Annotated in this window: 18 protein-coding genes; 7 read left to right on the top strand and 11 right to left on the bottom strand. The window is 71.1% G+C overall.

Annotated features, from left to right (window positions below; translation table 11 throughout):
- Positions 1–12: 12 nt before the first annotated feature.
- From ACTJKJ_RS16180 to yajC, 4 genes are all read right to left on the bottom strand, one after another.
- Positions 13–2,385, bottom strand: coding sequence for a DUF1631 family protein (locus tag ACTJKJ_RS16180; protein ID WP_440821036.1), 2,373 nt, complete (start codon positions 2,383–2,385; stop codon positions 13–15).
- Positions 2,386–2,418: 33 nt separating this feature from the next.
- The gene (secF, locus tag ACTJKJ_RS16175; protein ID WP_091727976.1) at positions 2,419–3,453 is read right to left on the bottom strand and encodes a protein translocase subunit SecF; all 1,035 of its coding nucleotides are present in this window, start codon (positions 3,451–3,453) and stop codon (positions 2,419–2,421) included.
- Between the two features lie 37 nt (positions 3,454–3,490).
- Positions 3,491–5,395 carry a protein translocase subunit SecD gene (gene secD / locus ACTJKJ_RS16170; RefSeq protein WP_440821035.1) on the bottom strand — a complete coding sequence of 635 codons (1,905 nt, stop codon included), beginning with the start codon at positions 5,393–5,395 and terminating at the stop codon, positions 3,491–3,493.
- A 167-nt stretch (positions 5,396–5,562) separates the two neighbouring features.
- Positions 5,563–5,892: a preprotein translocase subunit YajC gene (yajC, locus tag ACTJKJ_RS16165; RefSeq protein ID WP_091727982.1), complete on the bottom strand. Its 330-nt coding sequence runs from the start codon at positions 5,890–5,892 to the stop codon at positions 5,563–5,565.
- A 216-nt stretch (positions 5,893–6,108) separates the two neighbouring features.
- On the opposite strand from yajC, the gene ACTJKJ_RS16160 reads away from it, so the two are divergent.
- Positions 6,109–6,774, top strand: a complete 666-nt coding sequence (locus ACTJKJ_RS16160; RefSeq protein ID WP_091727985.1) for a GntR family transcriptional regulator — start codon at positions 6,109–6,111, stop codon at positions 6,772–6,774.
- Entirely contained in the window at positions 6,771–7,316 is a 546-nt protein-coding gene (locus tag ACTJKJ_RS16155; RefSeq protein WP_440821034.1) for a proline racemase family protein, read from the top strand. The genes ACTJKJ_RS16160 and ACTJKJ_RS16155 overlap by 4 nt, the downstream gene beginning before the upstream one ends.
- Before the next feature lie 70 nt (positions 7,317–7,386).
- Here the strand turns inward: ACTJKJ_RS16155 and ACTJKJ_RS16150 are convergent, their stop codons facing one another.
- A complete protein-coding gene (locus tag ACTJKJ_RS16150; RefSeq protein WP_343607050.1) occupies positions 7,387–7,956 on the bottom strand; it encodes a hypothetical protein in 570 nt (189 codons plus the stop codon).
- 180 nt (positions 7,957–8,136) lie between these two features.
- Positions 8,137–9,018, bottom strand: coding sequence for a DMT family transporter (locus ACTJKJ_RS16145; protein WP_440821033.1), 882 nt, complete (start codon positions 9,016–9,018; stop codon positions 8,137–8,139).
- A 328-nt stretch (positions 9,019–9,346) separates the two neighbouring features.
- Between ACTJKJ_RS16145 and ACTJKJ_RS16140 the strand changes: the two genes are divergently transcribed.
- Both ACTJKJ_RS16140 and ACTJKJ_RS16135 read left to right on the top strand, forming a co-directional pair.
- Positions 9,347–10,243: a LysR family transcriptional regulator gene (locus ACTJKJ_RS16140; protein WP_147242263.1), complete on the top strand. Its 897-nt coding sequence runs from the start codon at positions 9,347–9,349 to the stop codon at positions 10,241–10,243.
- Positions 10,240–11,913, top strand: a complete 1,674-nt coding sequence (locus ACTJKJ_RS16135; RefSeq protein ID WP_440821032.1) for a glycine betaine ABC transporter substrate-binding protein — start codon at positions 10,240–10,242, stop codon at positions 11,911–11,913. Before ACTJKJ_RS16140 ends, ACTJKJ_RS16135 begins: the two co-directional genes overlap by 4 nt.
- 33 nt (positions 11,914–11,946) lie before the next feature.
- Here ACTJKJ_RS16135 and ACTJKJ_RS16130 read toward each other — a convergent pair whose 3' ends face one another.
- Positions 11,947–13,071: an HDOD domain-containing protein gene (locus ACTJKJ_RS16130; RefSeq protein WP_297382969.1), complete on the bottom strand. Its 1,125-nt coding sequence runs from the start codon at positions 13,069–13,071 to the stop codon at positions 11,947–11,949.
- Positions 13,072–13,239: 168 nt separating this feature from the next.
- Here ACTJKJ_RS16130 and ACTJKJ_RS16125 point away from each other — a divergent pair, with 168 nt between their 5' ends.
- A complete protein-coding gene (locus ACTJKJ_RS16125; RefSeq protein ID WP_440821031.1) occupies positions 13,240–13,713 on the top strand; it encodes a VOC family protein in 474 nt (157 codons plus the stop codon).
- Between the two features lie 86 nt (positions 13,714–13,799).
- Here the strand turns inward: ACTJKJ_RS16125 and ACTJKJ_RS16120 are convergent, their stop codons facing one another.
- Genes ACTJKJ_RS16120 through ACTJKJ_RS16110 form a run of 3 tightly spaced genes read right to left on the bottom strand, consistent with a single transcriptional unit; the run spans position 13,800 to position 17,413 of the window.
- Positions 13,800–14,531, bottom strand: coding sequence for an ABC transporter ATP-binding protein (locus ACTJKJ_RS16120; protein ID WP_147242312.1), 732 nt, complete (start codon positions 14,529–14,531; stop codon positions 13,800–13,802).
- Position 14,532: 1 nt separating this feature from the next.
- Positions 14,533–16,356 carry a branched-chain amino acid ABC transporter ATP-binding protein/permease gene (locus tag ACTJKJ_RS16115; protein WP_091728014.1) on the bottom strand — a complete coding sequence of 608 codons (1,824 nt, stop codon included), beginning with the start codon at positions 16,354–16,356 and terminating at the stop codon, positions 14,533–14,535.
- A gap of 22 nt (positions 16,357–16,378) precedes the next feature.
- A complete protein-coding gene (locus ACTJKJ_RS16110; RefSeq protein WP_440821147.1) occupies positions 16,379–17,413 on the bottom strand; it encodes a branched-chain amino acid ABC transporter permease in 1,035 nt (344 codons plus the stop codon).
- Between the two features lie 264 nt (positions 17,414–17,677).
- Here ACTJKJ_RS16110 and ACTJKJ_RS16105 point away from each other — a divergent pair, with 264 nt between their 5' ends.
- On the top strand, positions 17,678–18,436 hold the full coding sequence (locus tag ACTJKJ_RS16105) for an enoyl-CoA hydratase/isomerase family protein (protein WP_440821030.1): 759 nt from the start codon (positions 17,678–17,680) through the stop codon (positions 18,434–18,436).
- Between the two features lie 79 nt (positions 18,437–18,515).
- On the opposite strand, the gene ACTJKJ_RS16100 is transcribed toward ACTJKJ_RS16105, so the two are convergent.
- On the bottom strand, positions 18,516–19,073 hold the full coding sequence (locus tag ACTJKJ_RS16100; protein ID WP_440821029.1) for a GAF domain-containing protein: 558 nt from the start codon (positions 19,071–19,073) through the stop codon (positions 18,516–18,518).
- Between the two features lie 298 nt (positions 19,074–19,371).
- Between ACTJKJ_RS16100 and ACTJKJ_RS16095 the strand changes: the two genes are divergently transcribed.
- Positions 19,372–19,611 carry a hypothetical protein gene (locus ACTJKJ_RS16095; protein WP_091728029.1) on the top strand — a complete coding sequence of 80 codons (240 nt, stop codon included), beginning with the start codon at positions 19,372–19,374 and terminating at the stop codon, positions 19,609–19,611.
- Positions 19,612–19,613: the final 2 nt, after the last annotated feature.

Genomic DNA, 19,613 nt, shown 5'->3' with positions numbered 1-19,613 from the left:
CCTCACCCGCCCTCAGGCGAGCAGCCGGCTCGGATCGACCTCGAGCTTGGCCAGCGCGTTCCGCGTCGCCTTGACGGTCAGCGATTCATCCTGGGCGGGCAGCATCAGCCCGGCCTGCAGGAAAGCCGCCAGGCGGCTCAGCTGGAACAGCACGCCCCGCCCCTGCGGCGAGACGAACAGGATCAGATGGTGCCGCAGCCCGCGCCAGACCAGCTGGACCGGTTCCACCCGGCCCCGGTAGTCCAGCATGTACCAGCTGCCCACCTGCAGCTCGCGCGCCCAGGCCAGCATCGCCGGCGTCGGCGCGGCGCCGCCTTCGGCCACCACTTCCAGTCCGTCGCACTCGTGGCTGGACAGGTCGCGCACCAGCGTCTCGTTGATCTCGCCCGCCTCGGGCGACGGCAGCATCGCCTCCAGCGTCTCGAGCTGGCTCATCAGGTCGTCCAGGCGCTCGCGCGGGATCGCCGCGGTCTTGGCGGTGAAGGCCGCCGCCAGCGCATTGTTCAGCGAACGGATGTGCTCATCCTGGCGCTCATGGCCCATGCCCGCGTGGCCCATGCCGTCGCGCAGCGTCTTGAGCAGCGGCGGCAGGCGCCGGATCACCTCGGCCCGGTCCTCGCGCGACACCTTCGCGCTGGCCGACCAGATCAGGTCGGCCGCGGCGCGCTTCATCGCCTTGGTCTGTTCGGCCTGCGGCCCGTAGCGCACACCGGTCACCGCCAGCACGTCGGCCCAGACCTGGAACAGGAAGTCGCGCACGCCGTCCTGCACCGGCACCTCGGACAGCATCTTGCGCAGCTCGATCGTGTACTGGATCGCCAGCGTCTCGCGCTGCTCCACCTGCTGCGCCAGCGACACGCCCTTCTTCGAGACCTCGTTCTCCTGCTCGAAGTAGTGGTCGAGGAATTTCTCGAACTCGGTCAGCACCGTCTGGAACACGCGCCGGCCGGTGTCGGGATAGGCCTCGACCACCTGCACGACGCGCTTGATCTCGCGCTCCAGCGCGTCGCCGATCTCGGCGGTGGACGTGCTGAAGCCCATGACGCAGGAGCCCATCCGGTCGATCAGGCGCCGCGCGGGATGGTCGTCGGTGGCGAAGAAGTCCGGCTCGCCCACGGCCACCCGCAGCACCGGCATCTGCAGCCGCGCGAACCAGACCCGGATCGCCGGCGGGATGCGCTCTTCCTGCAGGATGGCCTGGAAGAGCAAGGCGACCAGCTCGATGGTCGCGCGCTCGGCCGGCGTGTCGGCGGCGCTCTTGAGGACCTGCTTCAGCGCCTGGTTGCGATGGCGGATCTCGTCGAGCGCCTGCGGCGCCGTCAGTTGCTGGTCCACCGTGGCGACCTGGTCGGCGCGGCGCTGTACCGCTTCCTGGGCGTGATTGATCGCGGCGCTCAGGCGCGGTGAACCGCCCCGGGTGATCGGGCCTGCGCCCGACACGCCCGACGCACCGATCGGCGCCGCCGGCAGGCCGCTGCGGGTCGCCGGTCCGGGCATCGGCATGCCGGACCGCGCCGGCGCCTGCGCCAGTTCGGGCACGTGGCGCGCGAGCACCCGCTGCAGCTGCGCCATCACCTGCTGGGCCGACTGGCTGGCCGGGGTGCCGACGGGCACCGCCGGGCCGCCGGCCTGCGCGCCCAGCGGGGCGCCATGGGCCGTGGCCTGCGGCGCGATGCCGCCATGCGCGGTGGCCGGCCCCAGCGGCGCGGCCTGCGTCATCCCGCCGGCCGGCGCGTTGCGCCGGATGAAGGGGCGCAGGTCCACCTCGGGCATCACGCCCTGCTGGATCAGCCAGTGGTTGGCTTCGTGATAGGCCTCGTTCAGCAGCTGGGAGAACTCGTGGTGCAGCCAGCGCTGCAGCATCTGCCAGACGGAACTGCTCAGCCCCGCCTCGAACCAGGCATCGAGCACCAGCCTCGACAGGACCTGCGCGCGCAGCAAGTCCTGCTGGGCCAGGTCCTCGACGCGCTCCAGCGACTGCATGCGGTTGCGCAGGTCGCTGAACTCCCAGCTGGCCTTGTCCATCATGGCCAGCGCGAGTCGCGAGGCGATGATCTCGCGCTCGATCGTGTCGTCGCTGACCAGGGACAGGTTCTGGGGGCGGGAGGAGAGCGACGCCGAGCGCGAATCGCCGGCGCCGTGGTGGTACGCATGCCGCAGCGACTTGCCCAGCCGCGCATGCCAGGGCGTCGAGGCGCGCTGCCAGGCGTCGTAGGCATCGCGGCGGGCCATCTGCAGCGAGTGTTCGGCCGGCTGCGAGAGCAGGTCCTGCACCGCCGTGGTCAGGACCGCCATCATGGCGGGCAGCCCTCGCAGCAGCACCTCCGTGTGGACGCGCCGCGCTTGCGAAGCCAGGGCCTGGGATCTTGCGTCGGCGGCGGTCATCGAGCGTGAGGTTGAGGAGTGCGGACGACTCTACTACACGACCGCGCCGGCGTTGGGGTCGTCCGGATCGCCCTGCTTGGCGGGGCCGGCCTTGACCAGGTCCTCACGCTTGACGCCCAGCCACATCGCGATCGCCGCCGCGACGAAGACCGACGAGTAGATGCCGAACAGGATGCCGATGGTCAGCGCGACCGCGAAGTAGTGCAGCGTCGGGCCGCCGAACAGCAGCATCGACAGCACCATCATCTGCGTCGAGCCGTGCGTGATGATCGTGCGGCTGATCGTGGACGTGATCGCGTGGTCGATGACCTCGTGCGTGTTGAGCTTGCGGTACTTGCGGAAGGCCTCGCGGATCCGGTCGAAGATGACCACCGACTCGTTCACCGAGTAACCCAACACCGCCAGGATCGCCGCCAGCACCGCCAGCGAGAACTCCCACTGGAAGTAGGCGAAGAAGCCCAGGATGATCACCACGTCGTGCAGGTTGGCGATGATGCCGGCCACGGCGAACTTCCACTCGAAGCGGAAGGCCAGGTACAGCATGATGCCGATCACGGTGAAGCCCAGCGCCATCGCGGCGTCGTGGGCCAGCTCCGCGCCGACGGACGGGCCGACGACCTCGCTGCTGGTCAGCTTCAGCGGCTCGGCGCCGTTGACCGCGCAAGCCTGCTTGCTCACCGACTCCCCTTGCGGGGTGACTTCCTGGTGGGCCACGACCTTGCCCTGCTCCGCCTTGCACAGCTCGCCGAAGACGCGGTCGACCAGCTCGGTCTGCTTGACGTCGGGCTTCACCGGCAGGCGGATCAGCACGTCGCGCGAGGTGCCGAAGTTGGTCACCTGGATCTCGCCGAAGCCCATCTGCTCGACGATGTGACGGGTCCGGTTGACGTCCGCCGCCTGCGCGTACTGGACCTGGATCACCGTGCCGCCGGTGAACTCGATCGAGAAGTGCAGGCCCTTGGTGACCAGGAAGAACACCGCGGCGACGAAGGTGAGGAAGGACACGGCGTTGAGGATCAACGCGTGCTTCATGAACGGGATGTCCCGTTTGATTCGGAAGAATTCCATGGCGTTGTGCGCTCTCTTCTCTGCGGGGGGCCGGCGCTCAGCGCGCCTCGGCGGCCGGGGCGTCGCCGTCCGGCGTGCCGGGGGTGGCGTCCGGCTTCCAGACGGTGCCGATGGACACGGACTTCAGGCGCTTGCGGCGGCCGTACCAGAGGTTGACCAGCGCGCGCGAGAACATCACCGACGAGATCATCGAGGTGATGATGCCCAGGCAGTGCACGACCGCGAAGCCCTTGATCGGGCCGGAGCCGAAGGCCAGCAGCGCCAGGCCCGCGATCAGCGTCGTGACGTTGGAGTCCAGGATGGTGGCCCAGGCGCGCTCATAGCCGGCGTGGATCGCCTGCTGCGGCGCCATGCCGGCGCGCAGTTCCTCGCGCACCCGCTCGTTGATCAGCACGTTGGCGTCGATGGCCATGCCCAGCACCAGCGCGATGGCCGCGATGCCGGGCAGGCTCAGCGTGGCCTGCAGCATCGACAGCACCGCCAGCAGCAGCAGCAGGTTGAAGCCCAGCGCCACCGCCGAGAACACACCGAACATCATGTAGTACAGGCACATGAAGATCGCCACGGCGACGAAGCCCCAGGTGACCGACGCGATGCCCTTGTCGATGTTGTCCTTGCCCAGCGACGGGCCGATGGTGCGTTCCTCGATGATCTCCATCGGCGCGGCCAGCGAGCCGGCGCGCAGCAGCAGCGCGCTGTCGCTGGCTTCCTGCGCGGACATGTTGCCGCCGGTGATCGAGAAGCTGTTGCCCAGCTCGCCGCGGATGACCGGCGCGGTCACGACCTGGCCCTTGCCCTTCTCGAACAGGATGATGGCCATGCGCTTGCCGATGCTCTCGCGCGACACGTCCTTCATGATGCGGGCGCCCTTGGCGTCCACCTTCAGGTTGACGGAGGGCTGGTGGTTCTCGTCGAAGCCGGGCTGGGCGTCGTTGAGGTTGTCGCCGGTCAGCACCACCTGGCGCTTGACGATGATCGGGGCGCCATCTCTTTCGGTGAAGCGCTCGGTGCCGAAGGGCACCGGGCCGGTGCCGGCCAGCGCGGCCTGCGCCTCGGCGCTGTCGTCGACCATGCGCAGCTCCAGCGTCGCGGTGCGGCCGATGATGTCCTTGGCCTTGGCCGTGTCCTGCACGCCCGGCAGCTGCACGACGACGCGGTCGCGGCCCTGCTGCAGGATCACCGGCTCGGCCACGCCCAGTTCGTTGACCCGGTTGTGCAGCGTGGTGATGTTCTGCTTGATCGCGGCGTCCTGGACGGCGATCTCGGCCTTGGGCGTGAGCGAGCCGCTCAGGCGCAGCTCGGTGCCGGCGCCGGTGGCGGTCCAGGCGAAGTCGGGCACCTGCTCGCGCAGCAGGTTCAGCGCCTGCGTGCGGGTGGCCTCGTCGCGGAAGTTGATGGCGACGTCGTTGCCTTCGCGGGTGATGCCGGCGTGGCGGATGTTCTTGTCGCGCAGCATGGTGCGGACGTCGGAGGCCATCGATTCGGCCTTCTTCGTCAGCGCGGCCTTCATGTCGACCTGCATCAGGAAGTGGACGCCGCCGCGCAGGTCCAGGCCCAGGTACATCGGGAACGCATGCAGCGAGGTCAGCCAGTCGGGGCTGCGCGAGACCAGGTTGAGCGCGACGATGAAGGTCGGGTCGGAGGTCTCGTTGCCGTTGAGGGCCTTGGCGATCGCGTCCTTGGCCTTGATCTGGGCGTCGGTGTCATGGAAGCGGGCGCGCACGGAGCCGGCTTCCAGGTGCACGAAGTCGGGCGTGACGCCGACCTGCTGGATCGCCTGCTCGACGCGCTGCCGGATGGCGTCGTCGACCTTGACGGTGACCTTGGCGCTGGACACCTGCACCGCCGGCGCTTCGCCGAACAGGTTGGGCAGCGTGTAGATCAGGCCCACGAGCAGCGCCACGACGAGCAGCGCGTACTTCCACAGCGGATAACGGTTCATGAGGAGATCCTCTGAAAACCAGGCGCCTCGCCCTTCCGCGCTCGGCGTCGGGCCGGCGGGCGCCACTGAAAGCGGACCCGGCCGGTGCGGGGCACGGGCCGGGTCGTCAGGGAGCGGTCACGCGGATCGAGCGGATCGCGCGGGCCGCCCCGGGTCGGGTTGTCGGATTACTTCGAGACGGTGCCCTTGGGCAGGACCTGCACGACCGAGGTGCGCTGGACCTGGATCTCGACGCCGGAGGCGATCTCGACGCTCAGGTACTGCTCGCCGATCTTGCTGACCTTGCCGAGCATGCCGCCGGCGGTGATGACCTCGTCGCCCTTGGACAAGGCCTCGACCATCGCCTTGTGCTCCTTCTGGCGCTTCATCTGGGGACGGATCATCACGAAGTACATGACGACGAACACGGCCACCAGGGGCAGCATCTGCAGGAAGCCGCTGGTCGGGTCGGCCGAGGCGGCGCCCGCGGTCTGGGCAAAAGCGTTGGAAATAAACACGTCGATATCCCTCAGGAAAGGCGTTGGCGCGAGCCCGGTGGCCGGCGCGCCGCCGGGCGCGAGGCCCGGACGTACGGAAGAACCGGTGATTGTATGCGGCCCGTCCGGCCGGCCCGGCGCCCGCCGGACGCGGATTTAACTGGGGTTGACCTGCGCAAAGTCAATCCAATACCGTCCCGGGAAGCCCGCCGGGTGGACCTGCGATGATCCGCACCCATGACTTCGGACACCCTCGAACTGCAGGACGTCGAGAAACGCCGCCAGGCGGACCAGGCCTATGACGCGATCGAGACCCTGATCGCGACGCTGCAGTTGCGCCCGGGGGCGCCGGTGGTGGAGTCGGAGCTGATCGCCCGCATTGGCCTGGGGCGCACGCCCACGCGCGAGGCGCTGATGCGGCTGGTCGCCAGCGGCCTGATCGCGCAGCAGCCGCGCCGCGGCCTGCTGGTCAGCGACATCCCGCTGGCCGAGCACCTGGACCTGCTGGAGGCGCGCCGGCCGCTGGAGCGGCTGATCGCCTGCTGCTCGGCGCGGCGGGCCTCGCCGGCGCAGCGCTCGGCGTTGCTGGCCTGCGCCGGGCGCATGGCCGAGGCGGCCGAGCGCCAGGACCTGGAGGCCTACATGCGGGTCGACCAGCAGCTCGACCGCGTCAACCATGCGGCCTGCCGCAACCGCTACGCGGTGGCGGCGGTGCTGCCGATGATCATCCAGTGCCGGCGCTTCTGGTACGCGTACCGGCACCTGGGCGACGTCGCCAGCGGCGCCCGGGCCCACCAGCGCCTGGCCGAGACCATCGCCAGCGGGGACGGCGAGGCGGCCGCCGAGGCCTCCGACGCCCTGATGGCGCACTTGCGCAACTTCACGCAACAGGTGATCGCATGAATGTCCTGCCCACCCCGGCCCGGCTCGTCGACGCGCATGTCCGCGGCGTGCTGACCCGCATCGTCGTCAGCGGCGGCCCCGCGCTGGCTGGCACGTCGATGACCGAGCGGCTGGCGACCTTCAACGCCGGCCACGATGCCTGGCGGAGCGCGCTGACCGGTGCGCCGCGCAGCGCGCCCGGCACGCAGGCCGCGTTGCTGACCGAGCCCGAGCGGCCCGGCAGCCTGGTGGGCGTGCTGTTCCTGGCGGCCACCGGCCCGGTGGCGCCGACGCCGGACGGCCTGGTCGCGGTGCTCGCCGCGCTGGCGCATGTGGGTCGCCTGCGGCCGGGCCCGGTGCGGCTGGACACGCCCGAGGGCACGATCGCCGCGAGCTTCGCGCTGGACGGCAGCGTGCGCTTCGACGATCCGGCGCTCGAGGCGCCCGAGGGCCGCGGTCACATCCTCTTCGACGGCACCCTGGTCGCCGAGCCGGACGATCCGCTGGCCTGGGGCGCGCCGGCGGCGGCATCGCCGGGCGCGGCCGCGGTCGGCGGCGATTGAACCGGCCGCGGCCGAATCCGGTGGGACAGCTGGCCCGGGCCGCGACGGATGGCGGTCTTGCCGGCGCGGCTCATCGCAGGCTCACCCGGGCAACGCTGATCTGCGTCGTGCCATCGGGCAGCGGCTTCACCGCCACGACGCGGAAGTCCTTGGGCAGGCCGACCTTGTAGAGCCGGCCGCCGGCGTCGGGCTTGTCGTCGTCGCAGGTGAGCGGGCCGCCGTCCCTGGGCTTGCCGCGCGGCGCATCGGCCGCGCCGCAGTCGAGCGGCGTGCCGTAGCGCGCGAGCGCGCGGCGGTAGAAGCGGCCGACGCGGTCCACGTCGTCCTGGCTCTGGAACTTGCCCGCGGCCAGGCGCATGCCGAAGAGGCCGCCCCACAGGCTCATCCGCACGCCGGACTTGTCCTCGTCGCGGTCCTTGTAGGGCACGGCGCCCGGATACAGCGGCGTCTCGAGGTCGACGCCATCGGCCTTCGCGTCGAAGGTGATGCCGGCGCTGAAGCCCTCCGAGGGCGGCGGCGGTGGCGGCGCCGGTTGAGCGCAGGCGCCGAGCGCCAGCGTGATCGCCGACAGCAGCAGCGCGTTGCGACGATGCCGGCCGGCGGGGCCGGGCGCGGCGTGGCGGTCGGAAGAGGTGGACATCGGGCGCTCCGTGGTTCGCTGAATGCGGCGCACTCTACGAACCGACGCGACGCGCGGCGTCCCCGCGGCGACGGACTGCATGACCGGCGGGACGAAGCGCAGCCCTGAAGGAATGCCCGCACGAAGTCCACATGAGGTCCATGGGAGGCCCACGCGAGGCCCGCGTCACGCCGCCGGGGCTCAGCCGCGCCGGCGCAGCGTCCACAGCGCCGCCGCGATGAGTCCGACGCCCGCCAGTTGCGCCGGCCCCAGCGCGCGGCCGTAGACGAGCCAGTCGACCAGCACCGCCGTGCCCGGATAGACGAACTGCAGCACCGCGATGCGGCCCGTGCCCAAGCGCGCCATGCCGGCGTAGAGCACGACGTAGGCCAGCCCGGTGTGCAGCACGCCCAGCCCCGCCAGCCACCCCCAGGCGGCGCCCCAGGCCGGCCAGCCGTGCATCAGCGGCCACGGCAACAGCACCAGTGCGCCGACGACGCACTGCCCCGCCGACAAGGCGAAGGAGCCGGCGCGATCGGCCTCGACCTTGGCGATGAAGCTGGCGGCCGCATAGCTGATCGATCCGAGCAGGCACATCAGCACGCCGGAGACATAGCCGGGCAGCTCGCTCGCGCGCCCGCCGGCGGTGGCGCCGAAGGCGTCGTCCGCGATGCCGGTGGCCAACGCCAGCCCGCACAGCGCCACCGCCGCGGCGAGCCACTGGGCGCGGTCCACGCGCTCGCGCAGCCAGAACGCGCCCATCGCCATCAGCCAGAAGGGTTGCACGTGGAAGACGACGGTGGACACGGCGATCGAGCAGCGCGGGATGGCCGCGAAGAACAGCCCCCAGTTCAGCACCGTCAGCGCGCCGACAGCGATCACGGCGACCAGCGGCCGGCCCCGCAGCCGGAAGAGCTCCCCCAGCCGGCCGCGCGCGGCGCCCCAGAGCAGCAACGCTGCCAGCCCGAACACGCAGCGAAACCACACGGTCGTGGCCGAGTCCTGCGCCGCCTCTTCGACGAAGACGCCGATGGTGCCGAGCAGCAGGCCGCCGCCGATCATCAGCAGTTGGCCTTCGCGCAACCGCCTGACGGGCGCCCCCGGCCCGGGACTCGCGACAGTCCCGGGCGTCATCGCCGGCGCCATCGCGGACGCCATTGCGGGTCCCATTGCGGGTCCCATTGCGGGCCCCATCGCAGGCGTCATCGCGGACGCCACGGTGGGCATCGCGCTCGGCGTGGAATCGGGCAGGGCCCCGGTGGCGTCGGCACTGGCCGGTGTCACGGCGACGCGGGATGGGACGAATGAAGTCATGCGGCGAGTCTGCGGCTCGACAGACCGGCAGCAAAGCGAATCCTTTTCACGCTTAGCATCACGGATTCGAATGCTCGCCCGGGCGGCGGAGGATGGGATGTCGTCGACCGACCTTCAACTGGACTGGCTGCGCGCCTTCGTCGCGGCGGTGGATGCGGGCTCGCTGACGGCGGCCGGGCAGTGGGTGCATCGCTCGCAGTCGGCGCTCAGCATGCAGATCGCGAAGCTGGAGCGCGCGGTCGGACAGCCGGTGCTGGTGCGCACGCCGCGCCGGCTCGACCTCACGCCCGCCGGCCGCGAGCTGCTCGGCCATGCGCGGCGCCTGATCGCACAGCACGACGAGGCGGTGCAGGCGCTGCGGCGCGAGACGCTGCACGGACGGCTCACCATCGGCGTGCCGGAGGACTATGCGGTGCCCTACCTCACGCCGGTGCTGCGCGACTTCGCCGGCCGCCACACCGCGGTGGAACTGACGCTGGTCTGCCAGCAGTCGACGGTGCTGATCCCGCGGCTCGCGCGTGGCGAAGTCGATGTCGCCGTGGTCACGCGCGATCGCGCCGGGCGCGGGCAGCCGCTGTTCGAGGAGCCGCTCGCGTGGTTCGGCGCACCGCGCTTCGAGGCCTGGCGCCAGACGCCGCTGCCGGTGGCCGTCTACGAATCGGGCAGCCTCGCGCGCAAGGCGGCCCTGGCGGCGCTGGCCGCGTTGAAGCGGCCCTACCGCATCGTCTGCGACAGCGCGAGCCCGGCCGGCATGCTGGCGGCGGTCGAAAGCGGCCTGGCGATCGCGCTGTTCACGCGCTGCAGCGTGCCGGACGGCATGGAGTTGCTGGACGAGCGCCATGGCATGCCGCCGGCCACCTCGCTGCCGGCGATGTCGGTGGTGCTGATGCGGAGCAAGGCCTCGGCCGGGTCGGCGGCGGCGGACGCCTTCGCGGGCCAGGTCTTGCGCACGCTGGCGCGCAGCCGCAGCGGCTCGACTATGCTGCGCCGATGATGCTGCTCCGCGGGCTGCGGCCGCTCCTCTTCCTGCTGCTGGCCGGCGTCGCGCTGGCGACCGGGACTCACGCCTGGGCCGCCGAGCCGCTGAGGATCGGCTCGAAGCGCTTCACCGAAAGCTACATCCTGGCCGAGATCCTCGCGCAGACGGCGCGGGCCGGGGACCCCGCCGCCGCGGTCGAGCTGAAGCAGGGGCTGGGCAACACGGCCATCGTCCATGCAGCGCTGAAGGCCGGCAGCATCGATGTCTACGCCGAATACCTCGGCACGATCGAGCGGGAGATCCTCGGTCACGCGACGACCGGCGCGCCGCTGGCGCAGCTGCAGGCCGAGCTGCGGCCGCTGGGGTTGGCGATCGGCGTGCCGCTGGGCTTCAACAACGGCTACGCGCTGGCGATGCGGTCGGCACGGGCGCGGGCGCTCGGGCTCACGGCGGTGTCGCAGCTGAAGGGACAGCCGGCGCTGCGGCTGGGCCTCAGCAACGAGTTCCTGGGACGTGCCGACGGCTGGCCGGGGCTGTCGCGGCGCTACGCGTTGCCGCAGACGCCGACCGGACTCGATCACGGGCTGGCGTACCGCGCGCTCGCCGACGACCAGATCGATGTCACCGACGTCTACACGACCGATGCGCAGATCGCGGCGCTCGACCTGACGGTGCTCGCCGACGATGCCGGCTTCTTCCCGCGCTACGACGCCGTGCTGCTGTATCGCGTCGACCTGCCGCGCCGGCATCCGCGCGCCTGGGCAGCGCTGCAGACGCTGCGCGGGCGCATCGACGAGGCCGCGATGATCGCGATGAACGCGCAAGCGGAGATCCAGCGGCAGCCGTTCGACGCGATCGCGCGAGCTTTCCTCGCCAAGTCGCGTAGTCAGGCGGTAGGTGCGCCCGCCGCCGCGTCGGCATCAGCATCGGGATCGGCACCCGCGTCGGCATCGACACCCGTAGCGGCATCAACACCCGCATCGCCGTCGGCATCGGCGTCGACGCCCGCATCGGGGTCCTCGCCCAGGCTCGAGCCCGGCGTCGCGCGCTCGACGTCCGGCCTGTGGGCTCGCATCGCGGGGCCCGACCTCGGCCGGCTCACCGCGCAGCATCTGACGCTGGTGCTGGGCGCCGTCGGTCTGGCCGCGCTGGTCGGCGTGCCGCTCGCCGTCGCGCTGCATCCGTGGCCGCGCTGGCGCGAGGCGCTGCTGGCCGCCTGCGCGCTGCTGCAGACGGTGCCGTCACTGGCGATGCTCGCGCTGCTGATCTGGGCGATGGACCGGATCGGGCCGGTGCCGGCGCTGGTCGCGCTGACGCTCTACGCGCTGCTGCCCGTGCTGCGCAACTGCACCGTCGGGCTCAGCGAGGTGCCGCAGGGGCTCACCACCGCAGGGCGAGCGCTCGGCCTCACTCGCGGCCAGGTGCTGCGCTCGATCCAGCTGCCGCTCGCGCTGCCTGTCATGCTGGCGGGCCTGCGCACGGCCACCAGCCTCTCCATCGGTACCGCGACGATGGCCGCCTTCATCGGCGCCGGCGGCTACGGCGAACGCATCGTCACCGGCCTGGCGCTGAACGACCAGGCGCTGCTGCTCGCCGGCGCGCTGCCCGCGGCGGCGCTGGCGCTGGCGCTGGAGGCCACCTTCGGCGCGATGAACTGGTGGCTGGCGAGACGCCGGCGCGGCTGACGCCGTCGGCGGCATGGCCTCGAGGCCGGGCGCTCAAGCGGGTGAGCCGGCGCCGAACTCGCTGTCCATGGCCGCATAACAGCGCTGCTGCGCGGCGGACCAGTCGCCCAGTTGCGCGGGCTGCAGGCCCGGCTGCATCAACTGGCGCAGCGCGACGGACTGGGCTTGCCGCACCAGCACCGCCAGCACCGCCGACGCTGCGCCGCGCCCGGGGCGAGGCGCGAGCGCCTCGGCGACCTGCGGCGGAAACCCCCAGTGCTCGACGATCTGCGCCGACCAGGTGGCCGTCAGCGGCAGCAGTTGGCGATGCAGACCCTCCCGATCCAGCGGCGGCACCGAGGGCGCCGACATCGCGTCCAGCACGCGCAGCAGGGCCATCAGGCCGAGCTGCGAGCTGAGCCCGGCCAGGTAGGCGGCGAACTCGTCGTCCCCGGCGTTGGCCAGCCGCCGCGTGGCGAAGGCGGTGCGTTCGCTCAGGTCCCAGAGCAGCGTGCCCGCCCGGCTGCCGTAGCGGCCCTTGCCCTGATGGAAGATCGGCCGCATCGCGGCGCCCATCACCAGTTGATCCAGCCCCTGCTGACCCAGCACCGTCACCGCGCCCGACAGGTCGGTGATCTCGCGCTCGGGCCGGTAGCGCGGCGAATTGGCCAGCCGCATCAGCTCGCCGACCAGGCTGGGATCGCGCGACAGCAGCTGCACCAGCTCCGCCCGCGCGACATCCGGTCGGCGCGCCAGCCGCATCAGCTGCGGCAACACCGCCGGCAGGCGCGGCAGTTGGTCGGCCCACTGGGAGCCACGCTGCCCCTGCAGGCGCTGCATCAGCCCCTGCTCGCCGGCGGACGGCGGCACGTCCTTGAGCCGCGACAGGCCCAACAGCCGCGCGCTGAACTGCAACCACTCCGGCGAGGCCTCGAGCGCGGGGAAGACGATCTCGCCGCCGGTGTAGACCGCCGTCTGGGTCGACACCTGGCTGGGCCCGTGCGAGTGCGCCGACGCGAACGGCTGCGACGGCGGTGACGCGGCCGCGCCCGGTCCCGCCGGTGCGGCGGACGGGGCCGCCGGCCGCGCGGTCGCGTCGGCGGAGGAAGCAGGCCGACCGGCCGACGTGGCATCGCCGGAGCCGGACAGCAGTTTGCGGAGGGAGGACAGGAGCGCCATGGTGGGAAGTCGGCGGATTATGGTGGGCACCGCCCGCGCGCGTTCCGGCCAGCTCGCGTCACTCCCCCGATTCGGGGTGGGCGCGGCCCGGCTGTCGACGCCGTGTCGATTCCGGCTGGCGCCGTTCGTCGTCTGCAGGTGACCCACCCTTGACCGAAGGAGATTGCGATGACTGCTTCCGTACCCGCCGTCCCCCCCGCGACCGGCGCGACGCCCTACCTCACCATCCGTGGCGCCGCCGCGGCGATCGATTTCTACCAGCGCGCCTTCGGCGCCAAGCTCGAGTTGCGGCTCGACGCGCCGGACGGCGTGATGCATGCCGAGCTGAGCGTGGGCGGCGCGAAGTTCATGTTGACCGAGGAGCGCTCGCACTGCGGCGCGCTCAGCCCCTTGAGCCTGAACGGCAGCGCCACGACGGTGGTGCTCTACGTGCCCGACGTCGACGCGACGGTGAAGACCGCCGAGGGCGCCGGCGCCAAGGTGGAGATGCCGGTGGCTGACCAGTTCTGGGGCGATCGCATGGGGGTGATCGCGGATCCGTTCGGCCACAAGTGGATGCTGGCCACCCACAAGGAGGATGTCTCCGAGGCCGAGCTCAAGGCGCGCATGGCCCGGATGTTCGCCGAGGGCCAGCCGGGCTGACGCCCCGTCGGCGTGCGCCGCGACCGGCCTCGCGCGGTGCCGGCCCAGTGCGGCTGGCTCAGTGCGGCTGGCTCAGTGCGGCTGGCTCAGTGCGCCTGGCGACTCGCGCCCAGGTAGGTCTCGATGACCCGCGGATCCTTGGCCAGGTCCGCGGCCTTGCCTTCGAGCGCGATCTCGCCGGTCTCCAGCACGTACCCGTAGTCGGCGACCTCGAGCGCCGCGCGGGCGTTCTGCTCGATGAGGAGGATGGATACGCCGGCCTCGCGCAACTGCGCGACGATGCGGAACACCTCCTTGACGATCAGCGGCGCCAGGCCGAGGCTGGGCTCGTCGAGCATCAGCAGCTTGGGCCGCGCCATCAGCGCGCGCCCGACGGCCAGCATCTGCCGCTCGCCGCCGGACAGCGTGCCCGCCAGCTGCGCGCGGCGTTCCTTCAGGCGCGGGAACAGCGCGTAGACGCGCTCCAGCTCATCGCGCCAGTCCTTCTGGCCCAGGCGCATCGGCCGGAAGCCACCGAGCACCAGGTTGTCCTCGACCGACATCGTCGTGAACAGCTCGCGCTTCTCCGGTACCAGCGCGAGACCCTTCATCACGCGCTCCTCCAGGCCCAGGCCGTTGACGTCCTCGCCGTCGAACAGCACCTGGCCGCGCGCGGGCAGCACGCCCATCAGCGCATTGAGCGTGGTGCTCTTGCCGGCGCCGTTGGGGCCGATCACCGTGACCACCTCGCCCTGGCGCAGCCGCAGGTCCAGCCCGGTGAGCACCTCCGCGCGCCCGTAGCCGGCGTGCAGGCCGCTGACCTTCAACAACTCGCTCATGTCAGTGTTCCGTTCCCAGGTAGGCCGCGCGCACCTCGGGGCTGGCCTGCACCTCGGCGGGCGTGCCCTCGATCAGCTTGGTGCCGAACTCCATCACGACGATGCGGTCGGTCAGGCCCATCACGAAGTCCATGTCGTGCTCGACCAGCAGGATGCTCATTCCCTCGGCGCGCAGCTGCCGCAGCACCGCGGCCAGCGCCTGCTTCTCCTTGTGGCGCAGCCCGGCGGCCGGCTCGTCGAGCAGCAGCAGCGACGGGTCCGCGCACAGCGCCCGGGCGATCTCCATCAGCCGCTGCGGCCCCAGCGCCAGGTTGCCGGCCAGCTCGTGCAGGTGGTCCTGCATGCCGATGCGGCGCAGCTGCGATTCGGCCTCGGCGAACAGGCGCCGCTCCTCGGCGCGGTCCAGCCGCAGCATCGCCTTCGCCGTGCCGCTGTGCGAGCGCAGGTAGCCGCCCAGCGCGACGTTCTCCAGCACCGTCATGTCCGCGATCATCTTCACGTGCTGGAAGGTGCGCGAGAGGCCGCGACGCGCGATCTGGCGCGCAGGCAGCCCGGTGATGGATTCGCCGGCGAAGCGCAGCTCGCCGCTGGTCGCCGGCAGCACGCCGGAGACCAGGTTGAAGGTCGTGGACTTGCCGGCGCCATTGGGGCCGATCAAGCCCATGATCTCGCCGGCGCGCAGCTCGAAGCTGACATCGTTCACCGCCACCAGGCCGCCGAACTGCTTGCGCAGCCTGTCGACCCGCAGCAGCACCGAGCCGGCCGGCGGCTTGGGACGCGACGCGAGCGCGGCCGCGCCCTCCCAGTCCCGTTCCCGAGGGGCCGCCGGCCACCAGCGCGACAGCAGCCCCTGCAGCGACGGCCACAGCCCCTTGGGCGCGTACTTCAGCATGAGCACCAGCACGATGCCGAGCACGATGATCTCGAAGTTGCCGTTGCTGCCCAGCAGCGCGGGCAGCAGCTCCTTGAGCTGGTCCTCGATGATCTTGAACACCCCGGCGCCCACGAAGGCGCCCCAGACGCTGGACACGCCGCCGACGACGGCCATGAACAGGTATTCGATGCCCATCTTCAGGCCGAAGGGGCTGGGGTTCACCGTGCGCTGGACATGCGCGAACAGCCAGCCCGACACCGAGGCCAGCAGCGCCGCGATCAGGAAGATCACGACCTTGTAGCGGAAGGTGGAGACGCCCATGGCCTCGGCCATCACCGTCGCGCCGCCGAGCGCCCGGATCGCCCGCCCGGGCCTCGAGTCCAGCAGGTTGCGCACGGCGATCGCGCCGACGATCGCGAACAGCCAGATCAGGTAGTAGATGGCGCGGCCGTCGGCCAGGCTGATGCCGAAGAGCTCGATGGCCGGCACGCCGAGCAGGCCGTCGTACTTGCCCAGCGACTCCATGTTGGCGATCGAGAAGTTCAGGCTCAGCGCCCAGGCGATGGTGGCCAGCGGCAGGTAATGGCCGGACATGCGCAGCGTGATCAGCGCCAGCACCAGCGCGATCGCCAGCGTGATCGCCAGGCCCGCGGCCAGGCCCAGCCACGGCGACAGGCCGTAGCGCGCGCTGAGCAGCGCCGTCGTGTACGCCCCCACCCCGACGAAGGCGGCCTGGCCGAAGGACGTCAGGCCGCCGACGCCAGTCAGCAGCACCAGGCCGAGCGCGACCAGCGCGAACATGCCGATGTAGTTCAGCTGCGTGATCCAGAACTCGGGCACGGGCAGCAGCGGCAGTACCGCGAGCACCGCCAGCAGCAGCGCCGGCGCGAGGCGGCGCGACCATGGGCGCGCCGCGGCGGGCACGGGGGGCACGGGGGGCGAGGCCTTCATGGCGGCTCGGTCGGAGCTCACGTCAATGCTCTTCATGGTGCGGGTCGCGCCAGCTGCGCCACAGCAGCACCGGCAGGATGGTGGTGAAGACGATGACCTCCTTGAAGGCGCTGGCCCAGAAGGAGCTGAAGGACTCGATCAGGCCGACGAGCAGCGCGCCCAGCGCCGCGCCGGGGTAGCTGGAGAGCCCGGCGAAGACCGCGGCCACGAAGCCCTTCAGGCCGATGAGGAAACCGCTGTCGTAGAAGATCGTCGTGGTCGGGCTGATCAGGATGCCGGACAGCGCGCCGATGAAGGCCGCCAGCGTGAACGAGAGCCGCCCGGCCGAGGTGCTGGAGATGCCCATCAGCCGCGCGCCGAGCCGGTTCACCGCGGTCGCGCGCAGCGCCTTGCCGTAGAGGCTTTTCTCGAAGAACAGCCACAGCGCCACGATCAGCGCGGCCGAGGCCATCACGATGATCAGCGTCTGGCCCGAGAACATCAGCGGCCCGGCCGCGTAGCTCGCGTCCCAGAAGCTCGGATTGCGCGAGCCCTCCGCGCCGAAGAACACCAGGCCCAGCCCGGTCAGCGCGAAGTGCACGCCGACCGAGACGATCAGCAGCACCAGCACCGAGGCGTCGGCCAGCGACTGGTAGGCCAGGCGGTACAGCAGCCCGCCCATCGGCGTGACCACCGCCAGCGTCAGCAGCGCCTGCGCCACCAGCGGCAGCTTCATCGGCGCCAGCCAGAGCGCGCACAGCCCGATCGCGACGCCGGGCACGGCGCGCAGCGCGATCGGCACCAGTTCCGCCGCGAGGCGTCCGGCGCGCGCGGCGGCGATCAGGTCCAGCACCGCCGCCAGCAGCGCCATCGCGATCAGGAAGTGGATCGTCAGCGGCGTGTGGCCGAGCTGCAGTCCCGCCAGCGTCAGCGCGCCGAAAGCGACGAATTCCCCCTGAGGAATGAAGATCACCCGCGTGACCGCGAACACGAGGACCAGGGCCAGTGCCAGCAGCGCGTAGATCGCGCCGTTGGTCACCCCGTCCAGCACCAGGATGCTTGCAATCGCCCCGTCCACCTTGTCTCCTGTCGTGGTGCCGGGCGGGGCCGTTGATCGCGCGCCGCCGATGCGTGCCGGCGGCGTCGCGAACGCTCCGAAGGCCATCGCCCGGGGTTGGTCGTTCATGCGACGTGTGGCGACCGACTCTAGCGGGAAGCCCTCGGCGCTCCGTCAGTGGATGCCGCATTGACATTTCGCAATTGATTAATCCGACCGGTCGGTCGAAGTTGAGGCTCGTTGGGACGGTTTGTGCTACGCGCCGCTTCGCTAGACTGCGCCGCCATGCCTCAACACATCCCCGCGCTGGAGATCGACGGACCGCTCGCCCGCGTGACGCTGCGGCGGCCGCATGTCGCCAACCGCCTCGAGCTGATCGACCTGCAGACGCTGCAGGCCCACCTGCGCGAGGTCGAGGCCACGCCCTCGGTCCGCGTGCTGTTGCTCCGCGCCGAGGGCCGGCATTTCTGCAGCGGCTTCAACATCGACGCGGTGCCCGGCGTGGACGCGGGCGCCTTGTTCGAGTCGCTCACCGACGCCTGGGAACAGGCGCGGCCGGTGACGGTCGCGGCCCTGCAGGGCGGTGTCTACGGCGGCGCCACGGACCTCGCGTTGGCCTGCGATTTCCGGCTCGGCGTGCGGCAGTGCGAGATGTTCGTGCCCGCCGCGCGATTGGGGCTGCACTTCTATCGCGGCGGCATGGAGCGGTACGTGAACCGGCTGGGGCTGTCGATGGCCAAGCGGGTGCTGCTGGCCGGCGAGACCCTGGACGCCGAGGCGATGCACGCCAGCGGTTTCCTGGATCACCTGCTGGACGACGGCGAGGCGCTCCAGGCGGCGGCGCAGTCCCTGTGCGAGCGGCTCTGCGGCTTCGCGCCGCTGGCGCTCGCCGGCATGAAGCGCCATCTGAACGCGATCGCCAACGGCCGGCTCGACACCGAGGCGCTGCGCGCGGACATCGCGGTGTCGAACGCGTCGGAGGATCTGGCGGAAGGCGTTCGCGCCTGGCAGGAGAAACGCGCGCCCAGGTTCAATGGCCGCTGATCCACGCCCTGAAGAGGGAACGACGGGGGAACGACGGGGAATGAGGGGGACGGCCGCCGCCGGCGAGGTCAGGCGGTGGTCAGACGGTTTCCAGCTCGTGGCGCCAGGCATGCAGGTGCAGGCAAGCCTTCGCGGTGGCGCGGCGCAGGTCGAGTTCCTCGCGTTTGGTCCACACGCGGGCCTGGTCGCGCTCCCCCAGCGCGATCACGCCAAAGGTCCTGCCGTTGATCTGGCCGCTGACGTCCAGCATCGCGCGCCAGGTGGGCGGCGGCTGCAGGGTGCTCAGACGGGGATCGGTGCGCGCATCGGCGCAGTTGAAAACGCCTTCGGACAGCAAGGTGTCGAAATAACCGGGATAGGCGCGCTGCTCGCAGACCGGCGGTTGGCGGCTCGGTCCGTCGATCGCATGGGCGCCGAGGCAGCGCAGGCGGTAGGCGCCCGGTTCGCCGTCCAGCAGCCACAGGCTGGCGTGCGAACTGCGGAAGTGGCCGCACAGGGCCTCGCTGATGGCCTGCGCGTAGCGCTCGGCCAGTTCGCCGGCGGTGTCCAGGCCGCTGTCGCGGGCCTCGGTCGCCGGCCATTCCAGTTCCTGACTGGCCGCCCGCATGGCGGCAAACAGCCCCTCGATCCTTTCCATCGTTGCGCTCGCTCCCTCATGTGTCCTTGTCATTGACGCCACGGTGAACGGCGCGGGCGGCATTCTAGGTGTTTTCCCTAAACGCTGCCAAGCCGCCGGGAGGCTGTGTTACCGGCCCATCCGTGCGGCGAATGTCTCTTGCAACCGATTCGGGCGACCTTCGCGCGAGGTCATTAGCGATGCCCCGGTACGGGGAGGGGCCGGCTTATAGGAAAATACGGGTTTCGCCGTCCGCCCCTGGGGGGAACTTGGGGTGGTCGGCGCGGCATTTCAAACTCTTATCAGGATCAGGATCAGCGTGGCCAAGGATACGACCAAGACGACCATCGAAGCCGATGGTCTGCGCTATCGCTCTAAAGCTCCCGGCTCGCCCTTCGCGGCGACCTCTTCGTTTGGCGCGGCAACCATGTCGTGCTTCCTTTGCGGTAAGCATCGCCCCCGCGCGCTGCTGAAGTCCCGCAAGTTGCTGGGCAAGTCCCAACCCGTCTGCGCTCCGTCCTGCAAGGAACTGGAAGAGCAGCTGGCAACCAAGAAGTAAGC

It is taken from the genome of Roseateles sp. 22389 (assembly GCF_052044995.1).
Lineage (GTDB): Bacteria > Pseudomonadota > Gammaproteobacteria > Burkholderiales > Burkholderiaceae_C > Roseateles.
The sequence above is the reverse complement of the archived record's forward strand: the minus strand, read 5'-3'. Positions and strand labels throughout refer to the sequence as shown.

Bases quoted from the DNA above. Each gene is read 5' to 3' on its own strand.
- ACTJKJ_RS16180 (WP_440821036.1), bottom strand. From the start codon at position 2,385: ATGACCGCCGCCGACGCAAGATCCCAGGCCCTGGCTTCGCAAGCGCGG.
- secF (WP_091727976.1), bottom strand. From the start codon at position 3,453: ATGGAATTCTTCCGAATCAAACGGGACATCCCGTTCATGAAGCACGCG.
- secD (WP_440821035.1), bottom strand. From the start codon at position 5,395: ATGAACCGTTATCCGCTGTGGAAGTACGCGCTGCTCGTCGTGGCGCTG.
- ACTJKJ_RS16160 (WP_091727985.1), top strand. From the start codon at position 6,109: ATGACTTCGGACACCCTCGAACTGCAGGACGTCGAGAAACGCCGCCAG.
- ACTJKJ_RS16155 (WP_440821034.1), top strand. From the start codon at position 6,771: ATGAATGTCCTGCCCACCCCGGCCCGGCTCGTCGACGCGCATGTCCGC.
- ACTJKJ_RS16150 (WP_343607050.1), bottom strand. From the start codon at position 7,956: ATGTCCACCTCTTCCGACCGCCACGCCGCGCCCGGCCCCGCCGGCCGG.
- ACTJKJ_RS16140 (WP_147242263.1), top strand. From the start codon at position 9,347: ATGTCGTCGACCGACCTTCAACTGGACTGGCTGCGCGCCTTCGTCGCG.
- ACTJKJ_RS16135 (WP_440821032.1), top strand. From the start codon at position 10,240: ATGATGCTGCTCCGCGGGCTGCGGCCGCTCCTCTTCCTGCTGCTGGCC.
- ACTJKJ_RS16130 (WP_297382969.1), bottom strand. From the start codon at position 13,071: ATGGCGCTCCTGTCCTCCCTCCGCAAACTGCTGTCCGGCTCCGGCGAT.
- ACTJKJ_RS16125 (WP_440821031.1), top strand. From the start codon at position 13,240: ATGACTGCTTCCGTACCCGCCGTCCCCCCCGCGACCGGCGCGACGCCC.
- ACTJKJ_RS16120 (WP_147242312.1), bottom strand. From the start codon at position 14,531: ATGAGCGAGTTGTTGAAGGTCAGCGGCCTGCACGCCGGCTACGGGCGC.
- ACTJKJ_RS16115 (WP_091728014.1), bottom strand. From the start codon at position 16,356: ATGAAGGCCTCGCCCCCCGTGCCCCCCGTGCCCGCCGCGGCGCGCCCA.
- ACTJKJ_RS16105 (WP_440821030.1), top strand. From the start codon at position 17,678: ATGCCTCAACACATCCCCGCGCTGGAGATCGACGGACCGCTCGCCCGC.
- ACTJKJ_RS16100 (WP_440821029.1), bottom strand. From the start codon at position 19,073: ATGGAAAGGATCGAGGGGCTGTTTGCCGCCATGCGGGCGGCCAGTCAG.